20 protein-coding genes are annotated in these 18,268 nt (G+C 73.9%); 5 read left to right on the top strand and 15 right to left on the bottom strand.

From position 1 onward, the window contains the following. Positions 1-27 precede the first annotated feature (27 nt). From ABZ193_RS28435 to ABZ193_RS28410, 6 genes are all read right to left on the bottom strand, one after another. A complete protein-coding gene (locus ABZ193_RS28435; protein WP_354712146.1) occupies positions 28-1,071 on the bottom strand; it encodes an enoyl-CoA hydratase/isomerase family protein in 1,044 nt (347 codons plus the stop codon). Next, positions 1,068-1,715, bottom strand: coding sequence for a TetR/AcrR family transcriptional regulator (locus ABZ193_RS28430; protein WP_354712145.1), 648 nt, complete (start codon positions 1,713-1,715; stop codon positions 1,068-1,070). The genes ABZ193_RS28435 and ABZ193_RS28430 overlap by 4 nt, the downstream gene beginning before the upstream one ends. A gap of 79 nt (positions 1,716-1,794) precedes the next feature. Next, positions 1,795-2,556, bottom strand: a complete 762-nt coding sequence (locus ABZ193_RS28425; protein WP_020420533.1) for a 3-hydroxyacyl-CoA dehydrogenase — start codon at positions 2,554-2,556, stop codon at positions 1,795-1,797. Between the two features lie 106 nt (positions 2,557-2,662). Continuing rightward, positions 2,663-3,181, bottom strand: a complete 519-nt coding sequence (locus tag ABZ193_RS28420; protein WP_020420534.1) for an NUDIX domain-containing protein — start codon at positions 3,179-3,181, stop codon at positions 2,663-2,665. Positions 3,182-3,494: 313 nt separating this feature from the next. Further along, positions 3,495-3,704 (bottom strand): hypothetical protein, encoded by a 210-nt coding sequence (locus tag ABZ193_RS28415; RefSeq protein ID WP_020420535.1) that lies wholly within the window; start codon positions 3,702-3,704, stop codon positions 3,495-3,497. Between the two features lie 74 nt (positions 3,705-3,778). Next, complete coding sequence (locus ABZ193_RS28410; protein ID WP_272883148.1) at positions 3,779-3,901, bottom strand: hypothetical protein; 123 nt, start codon at positions 3,899-3,901, stop codon at positions 3,779-3,781. A 203-nt stretch (positions 3,902-4,104) separates the two neighbouring features. On the opposite strand from ABZ193_RS28410, the gene ABZ193_RS28405 reads away from it, so the two are divergent. Then, positions 4,105-5,547 carry an ornithine decarboxylase gene (locus tag ABZ193_RS28405; RefSeq protein ID WP_354712144.1) on the top strand — a complete coding sequence of 481 codons (1,443 nt, stop codon included), beginning with the start codon at positions 4,105-4,107 and terminating at the stop codon, positions 5,545-5,547. Positions 5,548-5,553: 6 nt separating this feature from the next. Here the strand turns inward: ABZ193_RS28405 and ABZ193_RS28400 are convergent, their stop codons facing one another. Together ABZ193_RS28400 and ABZ193_RS28395 are read right to left on the bottom strand one after the other, a co-directional pair. Beyond that, positions 5,554-6,207, bottom strand: a complete 654-nt coding sequence (locus ABZ193_RS28400; RefSeq protein WP_020420538.1) for a response regulator transcription factor — start codon at positions 6,205-6,207, stop codon at positions 5,554-5,556. 153 nt (positions 6,208-6,360) lie between these two features. Next, positions 6,361-7,482 (bottom strand): histidine kinase, encoded by a 1,122-nt coding sequence (locus ABZ193_RS28395; RefSeq protein ID WP_237337830.1) that lies wholly within the window; start codon positions 7,480-7,482, stop codon positions 6,361-6,363. Between the two features lie 109 nt (positions 7,483-7,591). Here ABZ193_RS28395 and ABZ193_RS28390 point away from each other — a divergent pair, with 109 nt between their 5' ends. Then, positions 7,592-8,113 carry a YceI family protein gene (locus ABZ193_RS28390; RefSeq protein WP_237337831.1) on the top strand — a complete coding sequence of 174 codons (522 nt, stop codon included), beginning with the start codon at positions 7,592-7,594 and terminating at the stop codon, positions 8,111-8,113. 14 nt (positions 8,114-8,127) lie between these two features. Here the strand turns inward: ABZ193_RS28390 and ABZ193_RS28385 are convergent, their stop codons facing one another. Genes ABZ193_RS28385 through ABZ193_RS28375 form a run of 3 tightly spaced genes read right to left on the bottom strand, consistent with a single transcriptional unit; the run spans position 8,128 to position 10,900 of the window. Beyond that, positions 8,128-9,138 carry an ABC transporter permease gene (locus ABZ193_RS28385; RefSeq protein ID WP_020420541.1) on the bottom strand — a complete coding sequence of 337 codons (1,011 nt, stop codon included), beginning with the start codon at positions 9,136-9,138 and terminating at the stop codon, positions 8,128-8,130. Then, on the bottom strand, positions 9,135-9,782 hold the full coding sequence (locus ABZ193_RS28380; RefSeq protein WP_020420542.1) for an ABC transporter ATP-binding protein: 648 nt from the start codon (positions 9,780-9,782) through the stop codon (positions 9,135-9,137). The genes ABZ193_RS28385 and ABZ193_RS28380 overlap by 4 nt, the downstream gene beginning before the upstream one ends. 17 nt (positions 9,783-9,799) lie before the next feature. Beyond that, the gene (locus ABZ193_RS28375; RefSeq protein WP_237337832.1) at positions 9,800-10,900 is read right to left on the bottom strand and encodes a polyprenyl synthetase family protein; all 1,101 of its coding nucleotides are present in this window, start codon (positions 10,898-10,900) and stop codon (positions 9,800-9,802) included. A 356-nt stretch (positions 10,901-11,256) separates the two neighbouring features. Between ABZ193_RS28375 and ispH the strand changes: the two genes are divergently transcribed. Genes ispH through ABZ193_RS28360 form a run of 3 tightly spaced genes read left to right on the top strand, consistent with a single transcriptional unit; the run spans position 11,257 to position 13,911 of the window. Continuing rightward, positions 11,257-12,546, top strand: coding sequence for a 4-hydroxy-3-methylbut-2-enyl diphosphate reductase (gene ispH, locus ABZ193_RS28370; RefSeq protein WP_020420544.1), 1,290 nt, complete (start codon positions 11,257-11,259; stop codon positions 12,544-12,546). Then, positions 12,543-13,589: a hypothetical protein gene (locus ABZ193_RS28365; RefSeq protein ID WP_354712143.1), complete on the top strand. Its 1,047-nt coding sequence runs from the start codon at positions 12,543-12,545 to the stop codon at positions 13,587-13,589. Before ispH ends, ABZ193_RS28365 begins: the two co-directional genes overlap by 4 nt. A 19-nt stretch (positions 13,590-13,608) precedes the next feature. After that, positions 13,609-13,911: a hypothetical protein gene (locus ABZ193_RS28360; RefSeq protein ID WP_354712142.1), complete on the top strand. Its 303-nt coding sequence runs from the start codon at positions 13,609-13,611 to the stop codon at positions 13,909-13,911. Positions 13,912-14,560: 649 nt separating this feature from the next. Here the strand turns inward: ABZ193_RS28360 and ABZ193_RS28355 are convergent. The 4 genes from ABZ193_RS28355 to ABZ193_RS28340 all read right to left on the bottom strand — a co-directional run bounded on the left by ABZ193_RS28355 (position 14,561) and on the right by ABZ193_RS28340 (position 18,001). After that, positions 14,561-15,385, bottom strand: coding sequence for an adenylate/guanylate cyclase domain-containing protein (locus tag ABZ193_RS28355; RefSeq protein WP_354712141.1), 825 nt, complete (start codon positions 15,383-15,385; stop codon positions 14,561-14,563). A 242-nt stretch (positions 15,386-15,627) separates the two neighbouring features. After that, positions 15,628-16,227: an energy-coupling factor transporter transmembrane component T gene (locus tag ABZ193_RS28350; RefSeq protein WP_237337836.1), complete on the bottom strand. Its 600-nt coding sequence runs from the start codon at positions 16,225-16,227 to the stop codon at positions 15,628-15,630. Next, positions 16,224-16,898 (bottom strand): ABC transporter ATP-binding protein, encoded by a 675-nt coding sequence (locus ABZ193_RS28345; protein ID WP_354712140.1) that lies wholly within the window; start codon positions 16,896-16,898, stop codon positions 16,224-16,226. Before ABZ193_RS28345 ends, ABZ193_RS28350 begins: the two co-directional genes overlap by 4 nt. After that, positions 16,895-18,001 carry a thiolase family protein gene (locus ABZ193_RS28340; RefSeq protein WP_354712139.1) on the bottom strand — a complete coding sequence of 369 codons (1,107 nt, stop codon included), beginning with the start codon at positions 17,999-18,001 and terminating at the stop codon, positions 16,895-16,897. Before ABZ193_RS28340 ends, ABZ193_RS28345 begins: the two co-directional genes overlap by 4 nt. Between the last annotated feature and the right edge of the window lie 267 nt (positions 18,002-18,268).

The following is an 18,268-nucleotide window of genomic DNA, read 5'->3' as shown; positions in this document are numbered from 1 at the left end:
TGACGGGAACGCTAGGCGGCAAAGCGGTCAGATACCGTCCTCGATGGCGTCGACCAGGCCCCAGTCCAATGCCGTCACCGCGCTTAGCGGCCGCCCGGACAGCGCCGGCCACAGCGTGCGCCACCGGCCGATCCGGCGCGGCACGCTCACCGTGCCGCCCGCGCCGGGGATCAGGCCCATCGCGACCTCCGGCAGCCGGAACACGGTGTTCGCGTGCGCCACCATGCGGCCGGCGAACGCCGCCAGCTCGATGCCCGCGCCGACGCACGCCCCGTGCACGCGCACCTCCGCGCGCCCGGCGATCGCGTGCAGTGCCCGCGCGGCTCCGGCTCTGGTGCGGACGAAGTGCGCGGTGACCAGGTCCGGGGTGGTGCCGAACTCGTCGAGGTCGCCGCCCGAGCAGAACGCGGGACCGGCTCCGTCCAGCACGACCCGGCAGTCCTCCACCGCGGCGGCCCGCAAGGCGTCGACGAGCGCGTCTCGCAGCTCGCGGCCGTAGGCGTTGCAGCGGTCGGGCCGGTTGAGCGTCACGCGCAGCAGGTTGCCGTCGCGAGCCAGGAGCACCGGCGGTTCGGTGGCGGGCGGCGGCAGTGGCCGGTTCCCGCGCCCGCTCAGCCAGCGCGCGAACTCCGGCCCGCCGAGCAGCGTCGAGTAGGCGAACGACTCGACGTCCAGCGCGGCGGCGACGTCCAGGCGGCCGCTTGCCCGCAGCACCTGACTCAGCACCAGCGCCGCCTGCGGGTTCGCCTCGGCCGCCTGCCGCAGCACCTCCGCGTCGCCCGCCGGGTCGTCGCTCGCCGCGAACTGGGGGCCGCTGCCGCAGCCGTCGGCCGCGAACGTCAGGTCGAGGGCGTCGGCCAGCGCCCAGCGCTCGTCGTCGACCGGGCGGCAGGCGACACCGACCAGGATCCGTTCGCACGTCCGCGCCGCCCGCGCGGCGGCTTCGACGACGTCGGCGGGCACGGGCTCGTCGAGGTCGACCACGACCAGCGGCAGCCGCACCTGACCCGCGTCGTCCAGGAGCGGGTCGTGCGCGGCGCCGTCGGCGAGAGCGGCGATCCCCACGGTCATGCCGAGCGGGCCCTCCGCCGCGCCCGTGCCGCGGGCCGCTTGTGCACGCCGACCGTCATCAGCGCGATGTCGACGTAGCGCTCGGCCAGCTCGTCCGGCGACAGCGGGCCGCCGTCCGGGTGGTACCACCGGCCGATCGACTGGAGCATGCCCAGCAGCGCCCGCGCGGTCTCCGCGGGCCGCTTCGCGACGAACAGCCCCTCGGCCACCCCGTCGGAGACGATCCGCGTGACCAGGACCTCGATCTCCTTGCGCCGCGCGGCGTACCGCTTGCGGTTGGCCGGGGACAGGTGCCGCAGCTCGAAGTCCAGCGCGGCGAGCCGGGTGCGGTGCGCCATGTGCAGCACGATCGCCTCGACGGCGTTGACCAGCCGCAGGTCCGGCCGCTCGCCTGCCTCCTCGACGGCCTGCCGCACCCGCCAGTCGAGGTCGCTCGTGGCCTCCTCGACGAGCGCGGTGAACACGCCTTCCTTGTTCTCGTGGTGGTAGTACAGCGCGGGCACCGTCTGGCCGACCCGCCGCGCGATGTCCCGCACGGGGGTGCCGTGGAAGCCCTGCTCGTAGAAGGCTTCCAGCGCGGCCGCCAGGATCGGGGTCAGTTCGAGCGGTCCGTACTCCCGCCACGCGCCCGCGGGTCGCGTCATGTCCAGCCCATCGAAGAGGTCACCGGAAAACGATAACGGGACGCGGCGGCGGGCCGGGGCGCCGCCGCCGCGTGCCGGGTCAGCGCGGGGCCATGCGGATGGCGCCGTCGAGGCGGATCGTCTCGCCGTTGAGCATCGGGTTCTCCACGATGTGCCGGGCCAGCGCCGCGAACTCGGCAGGGTCGCCCAGCCGCGAGGGGTGCGGCACCTGAGCGCCCAGCGACGCGATCGCCTCCTCCGGCAGGGTCGCGAACAGCGGCGTGTGGAACAACCCCGGCGCGATCGTCACCACGCGGATCTTCAGGCTCGCCAGGTCCCGCGCGATCGGCAGGGTCATCCCGACGATGCCGCCCTTGGACGCCGAGTAGGCGGCCTGCCCGATTTGCCCGTCGAACGCCGCCACGGAGGCGGTGTTGACGATGACGCCGCGCTCCTCGCCCACCGGCTCGGTCTTGGCGATCCGCTCCGCGGCCAGCCGGATCACGTTGAACGTGCCGACCAGGTTGACGTTGATCACCTTGGTGAACCCGTCCAGCGGAAAGGGCCCCTGCTTGCCCACGGTCTTGTGCGCGTTGCCGATGCCCGCGCAGTTGACCGCGATCCGCAGCGTGCCCAGCGCCTCCGCCGCGTCCAGCGCGGCGGAAACCTGGGCCTCGTCGGTCACGTCGGCCGCGGCGAACACCACCCCGTCGCCCAGTTCCTTGGCCACCGCCTCGCCCTGCGACGAGGGCAGGTCCACGATGACGACCTTCGCGCCCTTGCCGTGCAGCTCCTTGACCGTCGCCAGCCCGAGCCCCGACGCGCCACCGGTCACCAGCGCGACCGCGTTGCCGACCTCCATGTCGCAACACCCCTTCCGTTCGCCCGTCCCGGCCGCCGCCGGAACCTTGCTTAGCGCACGTTAAGGGAGATCGACCGCGCGGGGAAGGCCCGCGGGGCGGATGTCTTCAGCCGCGGGACTCCACGGCGAGCGCGATCAGGTCCGGCATCCAGTCCGCGCTCGCGCCGAGCAGCGCCTGCGCCTCGGCGACCGCGGCGAGGCGGACCTCCACCACCTGCTCGCCGTCGTCGGGATTGCCCGGCTCGCCGACGATCTCCACCTCGGCCGCGCACCACAGCCACGCCTTCTCCGGGTGCGGTTGGTGCGGGCGGTAGGGCTCGGGCCGGTCGCTGACGCAGTGGTGGGCGCCGATCCACCGCAGCTCGCCGGTCAGGCGGGCGCCGGCCTCTTCGGCCAGTTCGCGGGCGACGCACTCGCCGATGCTCTCCCCCGCCTCCCGCGTGCCGCCGGGCAGGAACCAGCCGTACCGCTCGTCCCGGCACACGACGATCCGGTCGCCGACGAAACCGGCGACGTGGATGTTGGTGACCAGCTCGTCGGCGGGCGCCGCGGTGGAGAACACCGCGTCCAGACCGCCCCACTCCCAGCGTTGCGGCGCGAACAGCAGCGGACGGTCGATCTTCATGGACCGGATCGTACTGGCCCGCCGCGGCCGGTCAGGCCAGGTTCTGCCGCTCGCCGTCGCCGAGGGGTGTCCAGTGCGATCCGCGCGACGGGGGTGGCCGGGCCGGTGAGCTTCGCCGCCGAGCAGCGATCGACCGACTTCTGCCCGGGCTCGGAGGAGATCGCGGGCCGCCGCGACGACCTCGTGCTCGCCACCAAGGCGGGCCTGCCGGAGCAGGTGGTAGCCCTCGCGCGGGGGGCAGGCGCGACATCCCCCAAGGATGGTGAGGCCGTCGTTCATGGCCGCGCGGATCGTCCTGGCCCGCCGCGGCCGGTCAGGCCAGGTTCTGCCCGGCCCACTGGCTGCGGATGCGCCGCCAGGCCAGCGCGTAGGGCTCGGCCGGATCACCCGGCCGGACGATGCCGTTCGCGACGTCGGAGCGGGAGCGCGCGAGCTCCCGCTCGGCGAGCGAACGCGGTACGTGGAGCACTTCGACGATCTGCCAGAAGAGCTCGCCCGGCCCGGCTTCGGTCCCGTCCGCCATGCTCGCAGAATGGCGGCTCCCGCCTGCCTCCGCCACCGCAACGGCGGATTCCACGCGATCGGAACCCGGCCGGGTCACGAGACGGCCTCCTCCACGACCCCCTCGGCGGCCGACGTCACCTCGTCGGCCTGCAGTTCGGACCAGTCGAGCCCGATCGCGGCGACCACGTCGTCGAAAATGGGTGTCCGGTCGCTCATCGCGCGCCCGGGACAGGCTTGGCACACATACGTTCCCCTCCAGCGTCGTGCACAGCCACGGCGAGGTCGGAAATTAACACGCGGCCAGCAGTGGCCGCCACGCAGAATCCCATGAACGGGGGACACCTTTCCGGGGGTGGGGACGGAGTTTGCCGTTGGCCCGCAGGGGGAATCCCCGCCGCGTGGATCATGCGCAGGCACCGGTGATCGAAGCCATCCAGCGGTACCGCGAGCGCGGTCACCTGGGGTTCATCCCGCCCGGGCACAAACAGGGGCGCGGCATCGACCCGCGGCTGGCCGAGGTCGTGGGCCGGGACGTGTTCGCCTCGGACATCATCCTCATGAACGGCCTCGACGACCGCCGCATGTCGCAGGGCGTGCTGGCCAAAGCCGAAGAGCTGATGGCCGACGCGGTGGACGCCGAAGAGGCCTACTTCTCCACCTGCGGCAGCTCGCTGTCGGTGAAGAGCGCGATGCTCGCCGTCGCCGGGCCGGGCGACGAGCTGCTGGTGTCCCGCAACGCGCACAAGTCCGTGGTGGCCGGGCTGATCATCAGCGGGGTGCGCCCGGTGTGGGTGCACCCGCGGTGGGACGGGCGGTTCCACCTCGCGCACCCGCCGGGGCCGGAGGACGTGCGGGACGCCTTCGCCGCGCACCCCGGCGCGAAGGGGATGTTGCTGATCACGCCGACCGACTACGGCGGGTGCGCCGCGATCCGGGAAACCGCGCGGGTGTGCCACGACCACGACGTGCCGCTCATCGTGGACGAGGCGTGGGGCGCGCACTTCCCGTTCCACCCGGACCTGCCGTCGTGGGCGATGGACGCCGACGCCGACATGTGCGTCACCAGCGTGCACAAGATGGGCTGCGGCCTGGAGCAGGGCTCGGTGTTCCACCTGCGGGGCGACCGGATCGACCCGCAGGCGCTGGCGTCACGGGCGGACCTGCTCGGCACGACGAGCCCGAGCGCGCTGATCTTCGCCGGGCTCGACGGCTGGCGGCGGCAGATGGTGCAGCACGGTGAGGAGCTGCTGGGGCGCGCGCTCGAACTGGCCGCGTCGGTGCGGGCGGAACTGGCCGCAATCCCCGGGATCCGCGTGATGGAGCGGGACGACCTGGTCGGGCCGCGGCTGGCCGACGACCACGACCCGCTCAAGATCGTGCTGGACCTCGTGGAGCTGGACCGGTCCGGCTACGACGCGAGCGAATGGCTGCGTGAGCACCACCGGCTCGACATGGGACTGTCCGACCACCGGCGGATGGCCGCGCAGATCACGATCGCCGACGACGAGGAGACCACCGGACGGCTGCTCACCGCGATCCGCGACCTGGCGGAGCGCGCCGGCGAAATCCGACCCGCCAAACCGGTCGACCTGCCCGAGCCGGGCGAACTGGAGCTGGAGCAGGCGATGCTGCCGCGCGACGCATTCTTCGGCCCCACCGAGGACGTGCCGCCGGAGGAGGCGATCGGGCGGGTGTGCGCGGAGGTGATCAGTCCGTACCCGCCGGGGGTGCCCGCGGTGGCGCCGGGCGAGGTCATCACCCGGCCCGTGGTGGACTACCTGCTGAGCGGCCTCGACGCCGGCATGTACCTGCCCGATCCGGCGGACCCGCAGCTGAAGACGTTCCGGGTCGTCCAACGCTGAGGCGCCTCAACAGAAACCGGCGTCGTGCGCCATGAGCGCGATCTGCGTCCGGTTGCCCGCGTCCAATTTGGACAGAACCCGGGTGATGTGCGCTTTGACGGTCGCCACGCTGAGGAACAGCTCGGCGGCGATCTCGGCGTTCGTCAGTCCACGACCGACGCCGAGGGCGACCTCGTGCTCGCGTGGGCTGAGCGCGGCGAAGGCGGCGCGGGCGCGTTCGTAGGACCCGGCCTCGACCGCGGCCCGGTCCATGAGCCGTCGCGTGATGCGCGGGGACAGGATCGGATCTCCCGCAGCAACGCGGCGCACGGCGTCGGCGATCTCCCCGGGCGGCGCGTCCTTGAGCAGGAACCCGCTCGCCCCGGCGCGGAGGGCGCGCAGCACGTTCTCGTCGGTGTCGAACGTGGTCAGCACGACGACTTCGGGCGGGTTCGGCCGCGCGCGCGTCCGGTGCGTGGCGAGGATCCCGTTCAGGCGCGGCATCCGGATGTCCATCAGCACGACGTCGGCGGGGTGCGCGTCAAGCGCGGCCGGCACTTCGTCGCCGTCGCCGGCCTGCCCGACCACGGCGATGCCCGGCGCGCCGTCGAGCATCATCGTCAGGCCGGACCGCACCAGGGCGTCATCGTCGACGATCAGCACGCGGGTCACGCCGGCCACGGCAACTCCGCCGCCACAGCGCCGTGAGCCAGCCGCCCACCGGCCCGCTCGATCCGGCCGCCCGGGACGGGCGCCGCCTGCAGAAATCTCACGCCGCCCACAGCAACTCCCCCGCCACCGTCCCGAAGCTCCACCGGGCATCCGCCCCCAGGGTCACGCCGGCCACGGCAACTCCGCCGCCAGCCGGAACTCCCCCGCCACGGCACCGTGGTCCAGCCGCCCACCGGCCAGCCGCACCCGCTCGGTCAGCCCCACCAGCCCGATCCCGCCACCCGGCCCGGGCGCGGCGCCGGACACCGGGTTGGACACCACGATCCGCAGCCGCGCGCCGGGCGCGCCGCCGAGCTCGACGCGGACCGGGCTGCCCGGGGCGTGCTTGCGCGCGTTGGTCAGCGCCTCCTGCAGCACGCGGTAGGCCGTGCGGCCGGTCGTGCCGGGCACCGCGGCCGTGTCGAGCGTGTCCCGCACCTCGACCGGCGTGCCGACCGCGCGTGACTCCTCGACCAGCTCGGACAGCCCGGCCAGCGTCGGCAGCGGGCCGTCCGGGTCCTCGTCGGTGTCCCGCAGCAGCGCGATCACGTCCCGCAGTTCGTTCAGCGCCTGGTGCACCGTGGCCCGGATGACGCCGGCCGCCTGCGCGATCCGTTCCGGCGAGCTGTCCGGCCGGTACTCCAGCGCCCCGGCGTAGGTCGCCAGCAGCGACAGCCGGTGCGCGAGCACGTCGTGCATCTCGCGGGCGATGCGGGTGCGCTCGGCCGCGCGGGCCTCGGCGATGCGGCGGCCCTGCTCGGCCTCGGCGCGGCGGGCGCGTTCGGTGAGCGACAGGATGAGCTGGCGGCGGGCTTCGGCGAGCGCGCCGCCGCCGACGAGCGCGGCGTGCCCGAGGACCACGAGCACGACCCACCACTCGTAGGGCAGGCCGGGCGTCGGCCGCCACAGTCCGCGCACGAGGTGGCCGGCGACACCGGCCGTGGCGACCCCCACCGCCACGGCCAGCGGACCGCGCCGCGCGATCTGCACGACGCCGATGCTCGCCGGCGGCGTCGCGGTCGGGACGAACGCGGTCAGCACCATGAGCACCACCGCGGAGGGCACCGGCCACCGGAACAGCAGCGGCACCAGCGCGCAGCCGAGGACGCCGACGACGAGGTCCGCGACGAGCGGCGCGCCCCGGACACCCGAGACGATCTCCCCCGCCGCCGTCGCCGCGAATCCCGCCGCGGCGGCGACGGTCAGCGCCGTCCTCCCCCGCTCGCAGAGCAACTCGCCGTGCACGTGGAGGAGCGTACGGGTGCGGGAGCCGGGACGACCAGCGACCAAAGTCGACATCGGTCGACACCGTCGGCCGACGCGCGGCTGGTGGATCTCCGCCAGACTGGCGGCCATGACGGCTTCCAGCACGATCGAGATCCCCGCCGCGGGCGCCTACCGCATCGACGCCACCGGCTCACGACTGTCCTTCACCACACGGCACTTCTTCGGCCTCGGCCCGGTGCGCGGGACGTTCCGGCTGCGCGAGGGCCGGGTGACGGTCGCCGATCCGGTGACCGAGTCCGGGGTGGTGGCCACCATCGACGCGGCGAGCATCGACACCGGCAACGTCACCCGCGACCGCACGGTGCGGTCCGGGCAGTACCTGGAGACCGACCGGCACCCCGACATCGGGTTCGCGTCGACGGCGGTCGAGCGGGACGGCGCGGGCTGGGTCCTGCGCGGCACGCTGACGGTGCGCGGCACGAGCGGCCCACTGGACGTGCACGTCGACTCGGCGGTCACCGAGGGCCCGCGGCTGCGGGTGCGGGCGCACAGCCGGGTGGATCGCTACGCGTTCGGCGTGACGGCGATGAAGGGCATGACCGGTCGCCACCTCGACCTGGAGCTGGAACTGGTCGCCGAGCGGGCTTGATCCGCTCCCGAGCGTCAACCACCTGGCGCCGCGCTGGCCGAGCCGAGCGATTTCTCCGACAGCGGCAGCCATTCCGGCATCCGCAGCGGCGCGGGCTGCTCCGTGCACACCATCACCGGCCCGCGCCGCGACTCCACCTCCAGCGTCCCGTCCGACCGCAGCCGCACCGTCACCACCGCCGCCTCCGGCTCGCCGGGGCCGCCCGTGTGCCGCGAGTGGTCCTTGGTCCGCAGGTAGAACGCGCCCAGCCCGAACGCGGCGAACACGAGCAGCCACAGCGGCCCGAGCATCAGGTACCCGAACGACGCCGAGTCGGTGAACGTGGCCGCGACCCCGCTCTGCATCGGCCCGTACGTGGGCAGGAACCGCAGCACCGCCTGGTCCTTGCCCGGGTTGATCACCGGGTTCTGCACCATCACGTCGACCAGGCTGACCATGATGATCACGAACATCCCGGCCAGCTCGGTCGGCACCGCCACCCCGAGCGCCACGCCGAGCCCGCCGTAGGTGAGCCCCGCCGACAGCAGGCTCAGGAACAGCATCCCGCCGGATCGCGGATCGCAGTAGAACCCCATCACGATGCTCGCGTAACCGGACACCACGGTCGCGACCAGCACCAGCCCCGCCAGTTTCGCCAGCAGCAGCACCGGCCGCGGGAACCCGGCCAGCACCAGCCGCTGGTCGAACTCCCGCGCCCGCCGCACCGACGCGAACAACATGAACCCGATGATCAGCGTGAGCGCGTTCAGCGCGCCGGAGATCAGAGCGAGCTCGCTCGCGTCGACCGTGATCGGCGCGGGCGCGATCCGCGACTGGTACTCGATCGGCCGCGACGGGATCACCGTGCGCACGATCGCCAGCCAGCACGGGATGAAGAACACCACCAGCAGCAGCGCCAGCCGGTTCCGCGCGTGCTGCGCGACCTCGAACGCGATCGCCTTGAGCAGCGCGGCGTGCCAGGTCGTCGAGTCCGCGATCCCGGCCTGCCAGCGCCGTGCCCGGTCCACCAGCTCACCGACGGTCATGACGCGGCCTCGAGTTCGGCGCCGGCCATCGCGTCGGTGGGCTCGACCTGGCCGCGGGTCAGCCGCAGCAGCCGGTCGAACCGTTCGGTGTCGTGCGCCAGGTGCGAAATGACGAGCACCGACCGGCCCTGCGCGCGCAGCTGGTCGGTCAGCGTCCAGAACGTCAGGTAGTTCTCCCAGTCGAACCCCTGGTACGGCTCGTCCATCAGCACCACGTCCGGGTCGTGCATCAGCGCCAGCGTCAGGTTGAGCTTCTGCCGCGTGCCACCGGAGAGCACCCCGGCGCGGACGTGCCGGAACGGGGTGAGCCCGAGCCGTTCGGCGACCGACTCGGCCACCGTCAGGTCCTCCAGGTGGTAGGCGCTCTGGAAGTACCGCAGGTGCTGGCCCACGGTCAGCTCGTCGTTCACGACGATCCGCTGCGGGCAGTAGCCGAGCCTGCCGCGGTGCACCACTTCGCCGCGGTCCGCGCGCAGCACCCCGGCGAGGATGCGCAGCAGGGTGGACTTGCCCGCCCCGTTCTCGCCGAGGACGCCGAGCAGCTCGCCGGGCCGCAGCCCGAACTCGACGCCCCGCAGCACGTGGCGCGCCCCGAAAGACTTGTGCAGGTTCACCGCCTGCAACACGTAGTCCGATTTGGACACCGGATCTCCCTTCCCGGTCAGCGGGTGCGGCGGGTGGCCTGGCGCACGAGCTCCGCGCAGGCGCGGCGGGCCGTCGCGGGCAGGTCCGCCGCCTCCAGCGCCGCGAGCGCCTCGCGCGCCCTGGCCTCGATCAGCTCGCCGACCGCGTCCTCCGCGCCGGTGTCGGAGATGACGGCCCGCAGCCGCGCCGCGCCGTCGGCGTCCAGTTCCGGATCGCCGTGCAGCCGCCGGATCACCTCGCGCTGCCCCGGCCGGGCGCGCCGCCAGGTCAGCGCCATCAGCACGGTCTGCTTGCCCTCGCGCAGGTCGTCGAGCACGGACTTGCCGGTGGTGCCGGGTTCGCCGAACACCCCGAGCAGGTCGTCGCGCAGCTGGAACGCCTCGCCGAGCGGGCGGCCGTAGGCGGTGCACCAGCGCAGCAGATCGGGGCCGCCCCCGGCGAGCGCGGCCCCGATCTGCAACGGCCGTTCCACGGTGTATCCGGCGGTTTTCAGGCGCAGCGCGCGCCAGGCGCGGTCGAGCACGTCCTCGGTCCACTCGCCACCGAGGTCGAGGTACTGGCCGACCATGACCTCGCTGCGCATCGCGTGCAGCACCGGCGCGGCCCGCCGCAGGTCGTCCTCGTCCAGGCCCGCGGTCAGCAGCATTTCGTCGGCCCAGGCCAGGCACAGGTCGCCGAGCAGGATCGCGGCGTTCACCCCGAAGCGCGCGGCCGCGCCGGGGTCGTCGCCGTGGTAGCGCGCGGCGAGCCGGCGGTGCATCGAGGGGCGGCCGCGGCGCAGGTCGGAGCCGTCCATGACGTCGTCGTGGATGAGCGCGAAGGAGTGGAACAGCTCCAGCGCCGCGCCGACCCGCGCGACCGCTGCGCCGGCCGGGTCACCGCCCGCGGCGAGCCATCCGCAGTGGCAGAACAGGGGGCGCAGCCGCTTGCCGTCGCGGACGAACTCGCGCAGCAGGTCGACCAGCGGCGGCAGGCAGCGGTCGGCCGGATCGCGGGACTGCGCGTCGAGGAACTCGCCGAGGACGGCGTCGACCTCCTCCCGAGCCCGGCCGAAGTCCGGTTCCGCCGGGGCGCGCGGTCGCGGGGGTGCGGTCACATCGGCGAGCCGAGTCGACATGAATTCTCCTCGATTGCTGGGGAAAGACGCGGTCGGAGAAGTAGCACCGGAGCGGACGGGTGAAACGGCGAATTCGCCGCACCACACTTCCGGGAGCCGGGGCCGACCTTGTGAGCGAGCATTCGGGTTTCCTCATCGCGGACGGTGAACAACCCAGCGGCGCAATGAACCCGTTGCGGCGCAACGGAAACAAAAACTCGTTCGAATGAAGCTGCGCCGCGGGCTTGAAACCGGACCCGCGCTTCGGGCACCGTTGAGTTGTCCGGCGATCACCGGAAACCCGAAATCCCTTGTCTGCCAGCGTTTTCCGCTGCGCTCGCACCGCCGCCCGAAATGGGCGGAACAGGAGGAACCGCATGACCGTCCCCATCCGCACCGGGAAAGTGGTGCCGCTGTTCGCCGCGCCCGGCGCCGATGTGCTGGTACCACACGAGATCCGCTGGCGTGACGGCACCGAACCGTGCCCGGCTGCTCCCCTGCTCGCCGGGGGACTGCGCCGCCGCGGGCTGCGGGTCGCCGACGGGGTCGTCCTCGCCGGATCGGGCCCGCCACCGGGGATCCCGCCCGGCGGGCGAGCGGCCTTGGCCCCGGACTGGGCAGGCGCGCCTGCCGGTCCGCCGGGGCCTGCCCTCGGAGTGGGACACCTCAACACCGGGAACCTCCGCCCGGGACACGGCGAGGCCATCCGTGCGGAGCTGGCCGCGGCGGCCCAGGCGATGCGGCCGCGCGTGGTGCTGCTGGCCGCGCCGCGCTCGTTCTGCGCGGGTGTCGAACGGGCGATCCGCACCGTGGAGCGGGCGCTGGCCGAGCACGGCCCACCGGTCTACGTGCGCAAGCAGATCGTGCACAACACCCACGTGATCGACGACCTGGCCGCGCGCGGCGCGGTGTTCGTCGACGAACTGGACGAGGTGCCGCGGGGGCAGCTGGTGATCTTCTCCGCGCACGGGGTGCCGCCGTCGGTGCGCGCGCACGCACGGGAGCGAGCGCTGCGGGTCGTCGACGCGACCTGCCCGCTGGTGTCGAAGGTGCACGCCGAGGCGCGGCGCTTCGCGGGGCGCGGTGACACGGTGGTGCTGATCGGGCGCCACGACCACGAGGAGGTCGTCGGCACCGCGGGCGAGGCGCGGGAGTCGACGGTGGTCGTGGAGACCGCGGGCGACGTGGCGGGGCTGCGGGTGCCGGATCCGTCGCGGGTGTCCTACCTGACGCAGACGACGCTGGCGGTCGACGAGACGGCCGAGGTGGTCGACACGCTGCGGGAGCGGTTCCCGGCGCTGCGCGGGCCGCGGTCGGACGACATCTGCTACGCCGCGACCAACCGGCAGGCCGCGGTGCGCGCGGTGCTGGACGAGGCGGACCTGCTGCTGGTCGCGGGCTCGGCGAACTCGGCCAACTCGCGGCACCTGGTGGAACTGGCCCACCGCCACGGGAAGCCGGCGCACCTGGTCGACCGGTGCGAGGACATCCGGTTCGCCTGGCTGCGCACCGCCGCCACGGTCGCGGTGACGGCGGGCGCCTCGGCGCCGCCCGAGCTGGTGGACCGGCTGGTCGCGGCGCTGGGCGGCCTCGGCCCGGTGACGGTCGAGGAGCGGGTCACGGCGGTGGAGACCGTGCGGTTCGGCGAACCGGCGGTCCCGTCGTGACCACCGTCGAGCTGCGGCCGTTATACTGCCCGGTCGAGTCGCGGATCCACCCCGACGTCGAGCTGATCGAGGAACGCGCCATCGCCTGGCTGGACCGGGTCCGCTTCTACCGCGACGAGACCGAGCGGATGCGCGTGGTGGGCACGAACAGTGCCGAGTTCTACGCCCGCTTCGCCCCGGACGGGATCACGGAGAACGTGGAGGCCGCGGCGCGCTGGGTCTACTGGGGTTTCGCGTTCGACGACGCCCGGTGCGACTCGGGTGAGTACGCGCACTCGCCGCACGAGTTCCTGGTGATGGCCGGGCAGGTGCAGCGCGCGCTGGAGACCCCGTGGCACCCGCTACCGGACGGCGATCCGCTGGTCCTGGCGCTGCAGGACATCGGGCGCACGTTCGCGGCGTGCGCGACGCCCGTGCAGGTGCGCCGTTTCGCCGACGCCCACCGCGCCTGGCTGTTCGGGGTGGCGTGGCAAATCGCCTGCCAGGGCCGCGGGCGCATGCCGGACCTGGCCGAGTACACCGCGATCCGGCTGAACAGCGCGGGCGGGCCGCCGACGCTGGCGATGCTCGAAATCGCCGCGGGGCAGGAGGTTCCGGCCGCGGAAATGGATTCACCTGCGGTGCGGGCGCTCACCGAGATGACGATCCTCGTCGCCTCGTGGGACAACGACCTGCACTCCTACCGGAAGGAGGAAGAGGAAGACCAGACCGGCATCAACCTGATCAACGTGCTGCGCGCGCGGCACGGGCTCGGCGCGGAGGAAGCCGTGGCGCGGGCCTACGCGCTGCGGGACCGCGTGATGAGCCGGTTCCTGCTGCTGCGGTCGGAGGTCGCGGCCCGGCCGGTCAGTGGTGCGCTGCGGACCTACCTGGACGGGCTGGGCAACGCGATCCGCGGCAACACCGACTGGGCGCTGCGGGTGCCGCGCTACCACGGTTACACCGGCCCGGGCGAGGACCCGCGCTGGGCCGACGCGCCGTCGGACCCGTGTCCCGACCCGGTGCCCATCCCCGCCATCGCCTGGTGGTGGGACTCGCTGTGAACACACTCGTGGAGGAGTCATGAAGCGAAACGTCATCCGAAGCCTGATCGCCGTCGCCACCCTCGGCTCGGCGCTGGCGCTCACGCAGGCGCCCGCGTCCGCCCAGGAGACCGGCTCGGCGCCGGCACCCATGCAGGCGCCCGCATCCGCCCTGGAGGCCGGCTGGGCGCCGGTGCAGGACCTGGGCAGCGCCTACTTCTGCCAGGCCGCGGGCATCGCCGGGCAGACCTTCGGCCGCTGGCAACCCGGCGACTGGCGGTGCGTCGGCCCGGTCCTGTGGGTCCGCAACGACCCCCTCCTCGCCGGCGGCGCCCCAGCGTGAGCCCTCGCCCCGTCGGGGCTGGTGAGGTGGGCTCGGTCGGCGGCCGGACCTGATCGCGCGAGGCCGGGCCTGATCAGGTCACGCCCATGCCGAGCCAAGCCAAAGCCAAGCCAAGCCAAGCCAAGCCAAGCCAAGCCAAGCCAAGCCAAGCCAAGGAGGATCCCACCCCGAGCAATCCGGACAAACCCCTTGCGGCCCCCCGCCCTCGGCGGCTCCGCCGCACGACGAGACACCACCTCGGCGGCTCCGCCCCACGACCGGCAACCACCTCGGCGGGTCCACCCCACGACGGGGCACCACTTCGGCGGGTCCACCCGCTGTGGGGGCCACCCTCGGCGGCTCCGCCCTACGACGGGCCTCCGCCGTCGGCGGGCCCACCCCACCACGGGCCGCCCCCTCGGTGGGGCCACCCTCAGTGGGTCCACCCCACAACTGGTCGCCACCCTCGGTGGGGCCACCCTCGGTGGGTCCACCCCACAACTGGTCGCCACCCTCGGTGGGGCCACCCTCGTGTGGCCGACCCTCGGTGGGGCAACCTCACGACGGGCCGCCGCCCTCGGCGGGTCCGCCCCATGACGGTCCGGTTCCGGGCCGCGACAAGGCCGGTGGGCGCCGTGTCCCCATCTGCGGCGTCCACCGGCCGCCGGTGTCAGCGCGGCTCGACCGCGAAGATCTCCAGGTCCCGGGGCGTGCCCTTCGCGCGGAACCAGCGTTTGCGGCGCACCTCGAAGCGCTCCGGGTCGAGCGCCTCCCGCACCGGGGCCGAGATCAGGACCTGCCCGCCGCCCGCGGCGTCCGCCACCCGCGCGGCCACGTTGACGTCCACGCCCAGGTAGTCGTGCCCCAGCTTGCGCGGCGTCCCGGCGTGCAGGCCCGCCCGCAGGCTCGGCCGGTGCCCGGAGATCTCCAGCTCGGCGACCCGCGCGCACGCCTCGACCGCTGCCTCGACCCCGGCTTCCGGCTCGGCGAAGACCGCCATCAGGCCGTCGCCGAGGCGTTTCACCACGCGGCCGCCGCGACGGGTGATCTCGGGCTCGCTCACGCGCCCGACCTCGCGCAGCAGGCGGAGCGCGGCGTCGTCCCCGGCTTCCAGCGCCCACGTCGAGAAGCCCACGAGGTCGGTGAACAGGATCGTGATTTCGGCGGTCTCGGCTGCGCGCCGGGAATCGGTGAACGCCTGCCACACCTGGACCGCGGTCAGGCCCAGCTCGCGGAGCACGCTCGGCTCCGGGTTGTCGGCCAGGGCGCGCGCCAGCCGGTGCGACGGCAGACGGCCGGCGGTGGACAGCGGGTCGCCCATTTCGCTGTCGCCGGGCGCGAGCCGCCGCACGAGCCGCGCGGTGCGGAGCAGGCTCTCCCGCCGGTCGACCTCGCGCAACGCCTGGCCAAGCCTGCTGCGGCGGCCACCGGGGGCCTCGTCGGTCACCGGCCCAGAATAGAGCCCGGCGATCATCCCCCGCGACGCGTCAGCCATCACCCCACCACCTGCTACGGCCAGCCACCACGGCCTCGCCGGTGACCAGGCGGCCAGGACAGCGACCCGCGGCCCCACCAATCACCCAGCCGCCTGCGACCATCCCCCGCAACGCGTCAGCAATCACCCCCAACCACCTGCTACGGCGAACCACCACGGCCTCGCCCCTGACCAGGCGACCAGGACAGCGACCCGCGGCCCCACCAATCACCCACCGGCCCGCCACCACCCCCCGCGACGCGTCAGCGGTCACCCTCGCCGCGGGCGGCGAGCGCCTCTCCCAGCTCGTCGGCGTGCCGCAGCGTCCGGACCAGGAACGGGACGGTCAACGCGACCACCGAGCGGTCCGCGCCGCGCGCCTTCGCCGCCTCCCGGACCTCGCCGGCGATGCCGGTCAGCGTCGCCACGGCCTGCAGCGTCAACCCGACCAGCAGCCCGAGCCGGTCCGGCCGCACCCCGAACCGCCGCAGCGGGTCAAGTCCACGCTCGATCGCGGTCACCAGGTCGTCGACGCGGGTTGTGACCGTCACCAGGTTCGCGGCGGCCAGCGCGGCGACGATCCGCAGGCAGACCACGACCGCGGGCTCCAGCCCGAGCAGCCACCACTGCAACGCGAACACCACCGCGACGAGCAGCCCCAGGGACCGCAACAACCCCCAGCACCGCCGCCAGGACACCCGCGCCACGGCGTAACCGGCCACCGCGACCGCGCACAGCACCCCGAGCCACACCGGCGACCGCAACACGAAGATCACCACGGCGAGCGCCAGCAGCACCAGGAACTTCACCCCCGCCGGGGTGCGGTGCAGGACGCTCGTCCCCGGCTCGTACCAGGCGTTCACGCGGTCAGCTTCCGGTACCAGGCCAGTGCCGGCCCGGGCGCGTCGTCCGCCACGACCCGGCCCGCGTCCAGCACCACGACCCGGTCGAAACCACCGAGCAGCTCCAGGTCGTGCGTCACCAGGACCACCTGCTGCGGCAGCCCGGCCAGGGTCTCGGCGAACCGGCGCTTGTTGCGCAGGTCCAGCAGCGTCGTCGGCTCGTCGCAGACCAGGATGTCCGGCTCGAGCACCAGCATCGCGCACAGCGCCAGCAACTGCTTCTGCCCGCCGGACAGCTGGTGCGCCGGGTGGTCCACGTAGTCGCCGAGACCGTAGCGCGCCAGGACCTCCGCGGCCCGCGCCGCGCGCTCCGATTTGGACAGCCCACTGCGGCGCAGTGAAAACGCGACGTCCTCACCGGCGGTGGGCATCACGATCTGGCTGTCCGGGTTGGTGAACAGGAACCCGACCCGCTTACGCACCGCCCGGCCCTCGCGCACCGGGTCCAGCCCGTCGACCAGCACGCGGCCTTCCGTGGGGGCCACCAGCCCGTTGATCGTGCGCGCCAGCGTGGACTTGCCGGAACCGTTGGCGCCCACGAAAGCCACCCGCCGCTCCGGGATGCGCAAGTCCACATCGGACAGCACGACCCGCGAGCCGTACGCGTGCCCGACGCCCTCGAACTCGATCATCCCGTCTCCCACCTCGTCGCCACACCCACACCGCCGCCGGCGGACAGCGCGGCCAGACCGCACGTCCCGGCCCGCCGCCGCACCAGTGTGCCGAACAGCCGCACGACCAGCACGGCGCCCGACGCTCCCCACGGGTGACCCAGCGCGATGGCCCCGCCGTCCGGGCTCACGACCTCCTCGTCGATCCCCGCCGCGTCCAGGCACGCCAGCGCCTGCCCGGCGAACGCCTCGTTGAACTCGACCACGTCCGGCCGCCGGTCCAGCACGCGCCGCATGGCGGGCACCGCGCCGAGGCCGAGCCGGTTCGGGTCCACCGCCGAGGTCGCCGACGCGGCCAGCCGCAGCCCCGGCACCCCCAGCCGCCGCTGCACCCGCTCGCTCACGATCAGCACCGCCGCCGCGCCGTCGTTGATCCCGCACGAGTTCGCCGCCGTCGCGGTGCCGTCCGGGGTGAACGCGGGCCGGAACCGGGCCAGCCGAGCCTCGGTGAAGCCGTCGCGCGGCCGCTCGTCACGCACTACCCCGCCCACCGGCACGATCTCGGCGTCGAACCGGCCCGTCCGCTGCGCCGCGACCGCGCGGGCGTGGCTGCGCGCGGCGAAGGCGTCCTGCCGCTGCCGTGAAATCCCGGCCTCGGCGGCGACCAGGTCGGCCGCCGGACCCATGTCCGGATCGCCGATCTCCGCCGGCGCGAACGGCGCCCGCGTGTAGAACTCGCCCGGCTCGCTGCTGCCGTCCACCCGCCAGGCGCGGAACGGCGCGGTCGACGCGCTCTCCACCCCGCCCGCGAGGAACACTTCCCCCTCGCCGGCGCGGATCATCGCCGCCGCGAGGGTGATGGCGGCCAGACCGCTCGCGCACTGCCGGTCGACGGTCACCCCAGGCACCGCGAGGCCCGCCCGCAACGCGGCGACCCGCGCGGGGTTCCCGCCCGGCCCGAACACGTTCCCCAGCACCACGTCATCCACAGTGGACAGACCGGCGTCGTCGAGGGCGGCCCGCAGCACAGGCGCGGCGAGCTGGTCCACCGGCACCCCGCGCAGGGCGCCGAAGGCGTTGCCGATGGCAGTCCGCCGCGCGGCGATCACGACGGGGGTGGCCACGGCAACTCCACGGACAGAGTCCCGAGCCGCGCGGCGGCGAGCGCACCAGCACGGCACGCGGCGATCACGACGGGGGTGGTCACGGCAGCTCCACGGACAGAGTTCCGAGCCGCGCGGCGGCGAGCGCACCAGCACGGCACGCGGCGATCACGACAGGGGTGGTCACGGCAACTCCACGGACAGAGTTCCGAGCCGCGCGGCGGCGAGCGCACCAGCACGGCACGCGGCGATCACGACAGGGGTGGTCACGGCAACTCCACGGACAGA

Origin of the sequence: Amycolatopsis sp. NPDC006125, from assembly GCF_040614195.1 — a bacterium.
Classification (GTDB): Bacteria; Actinomycetota; Actinomycetes; order Mycobacteriales; family Pseudonocardiaceae; genus Amycolatopsis_E; species Amycolatopsis_E tucumanensis.
The sequence above is the reverse complement of the archived record's forward strand: the minus strand, read 5'-3'. Positions and strand labels throughout refer to the sequence as shown.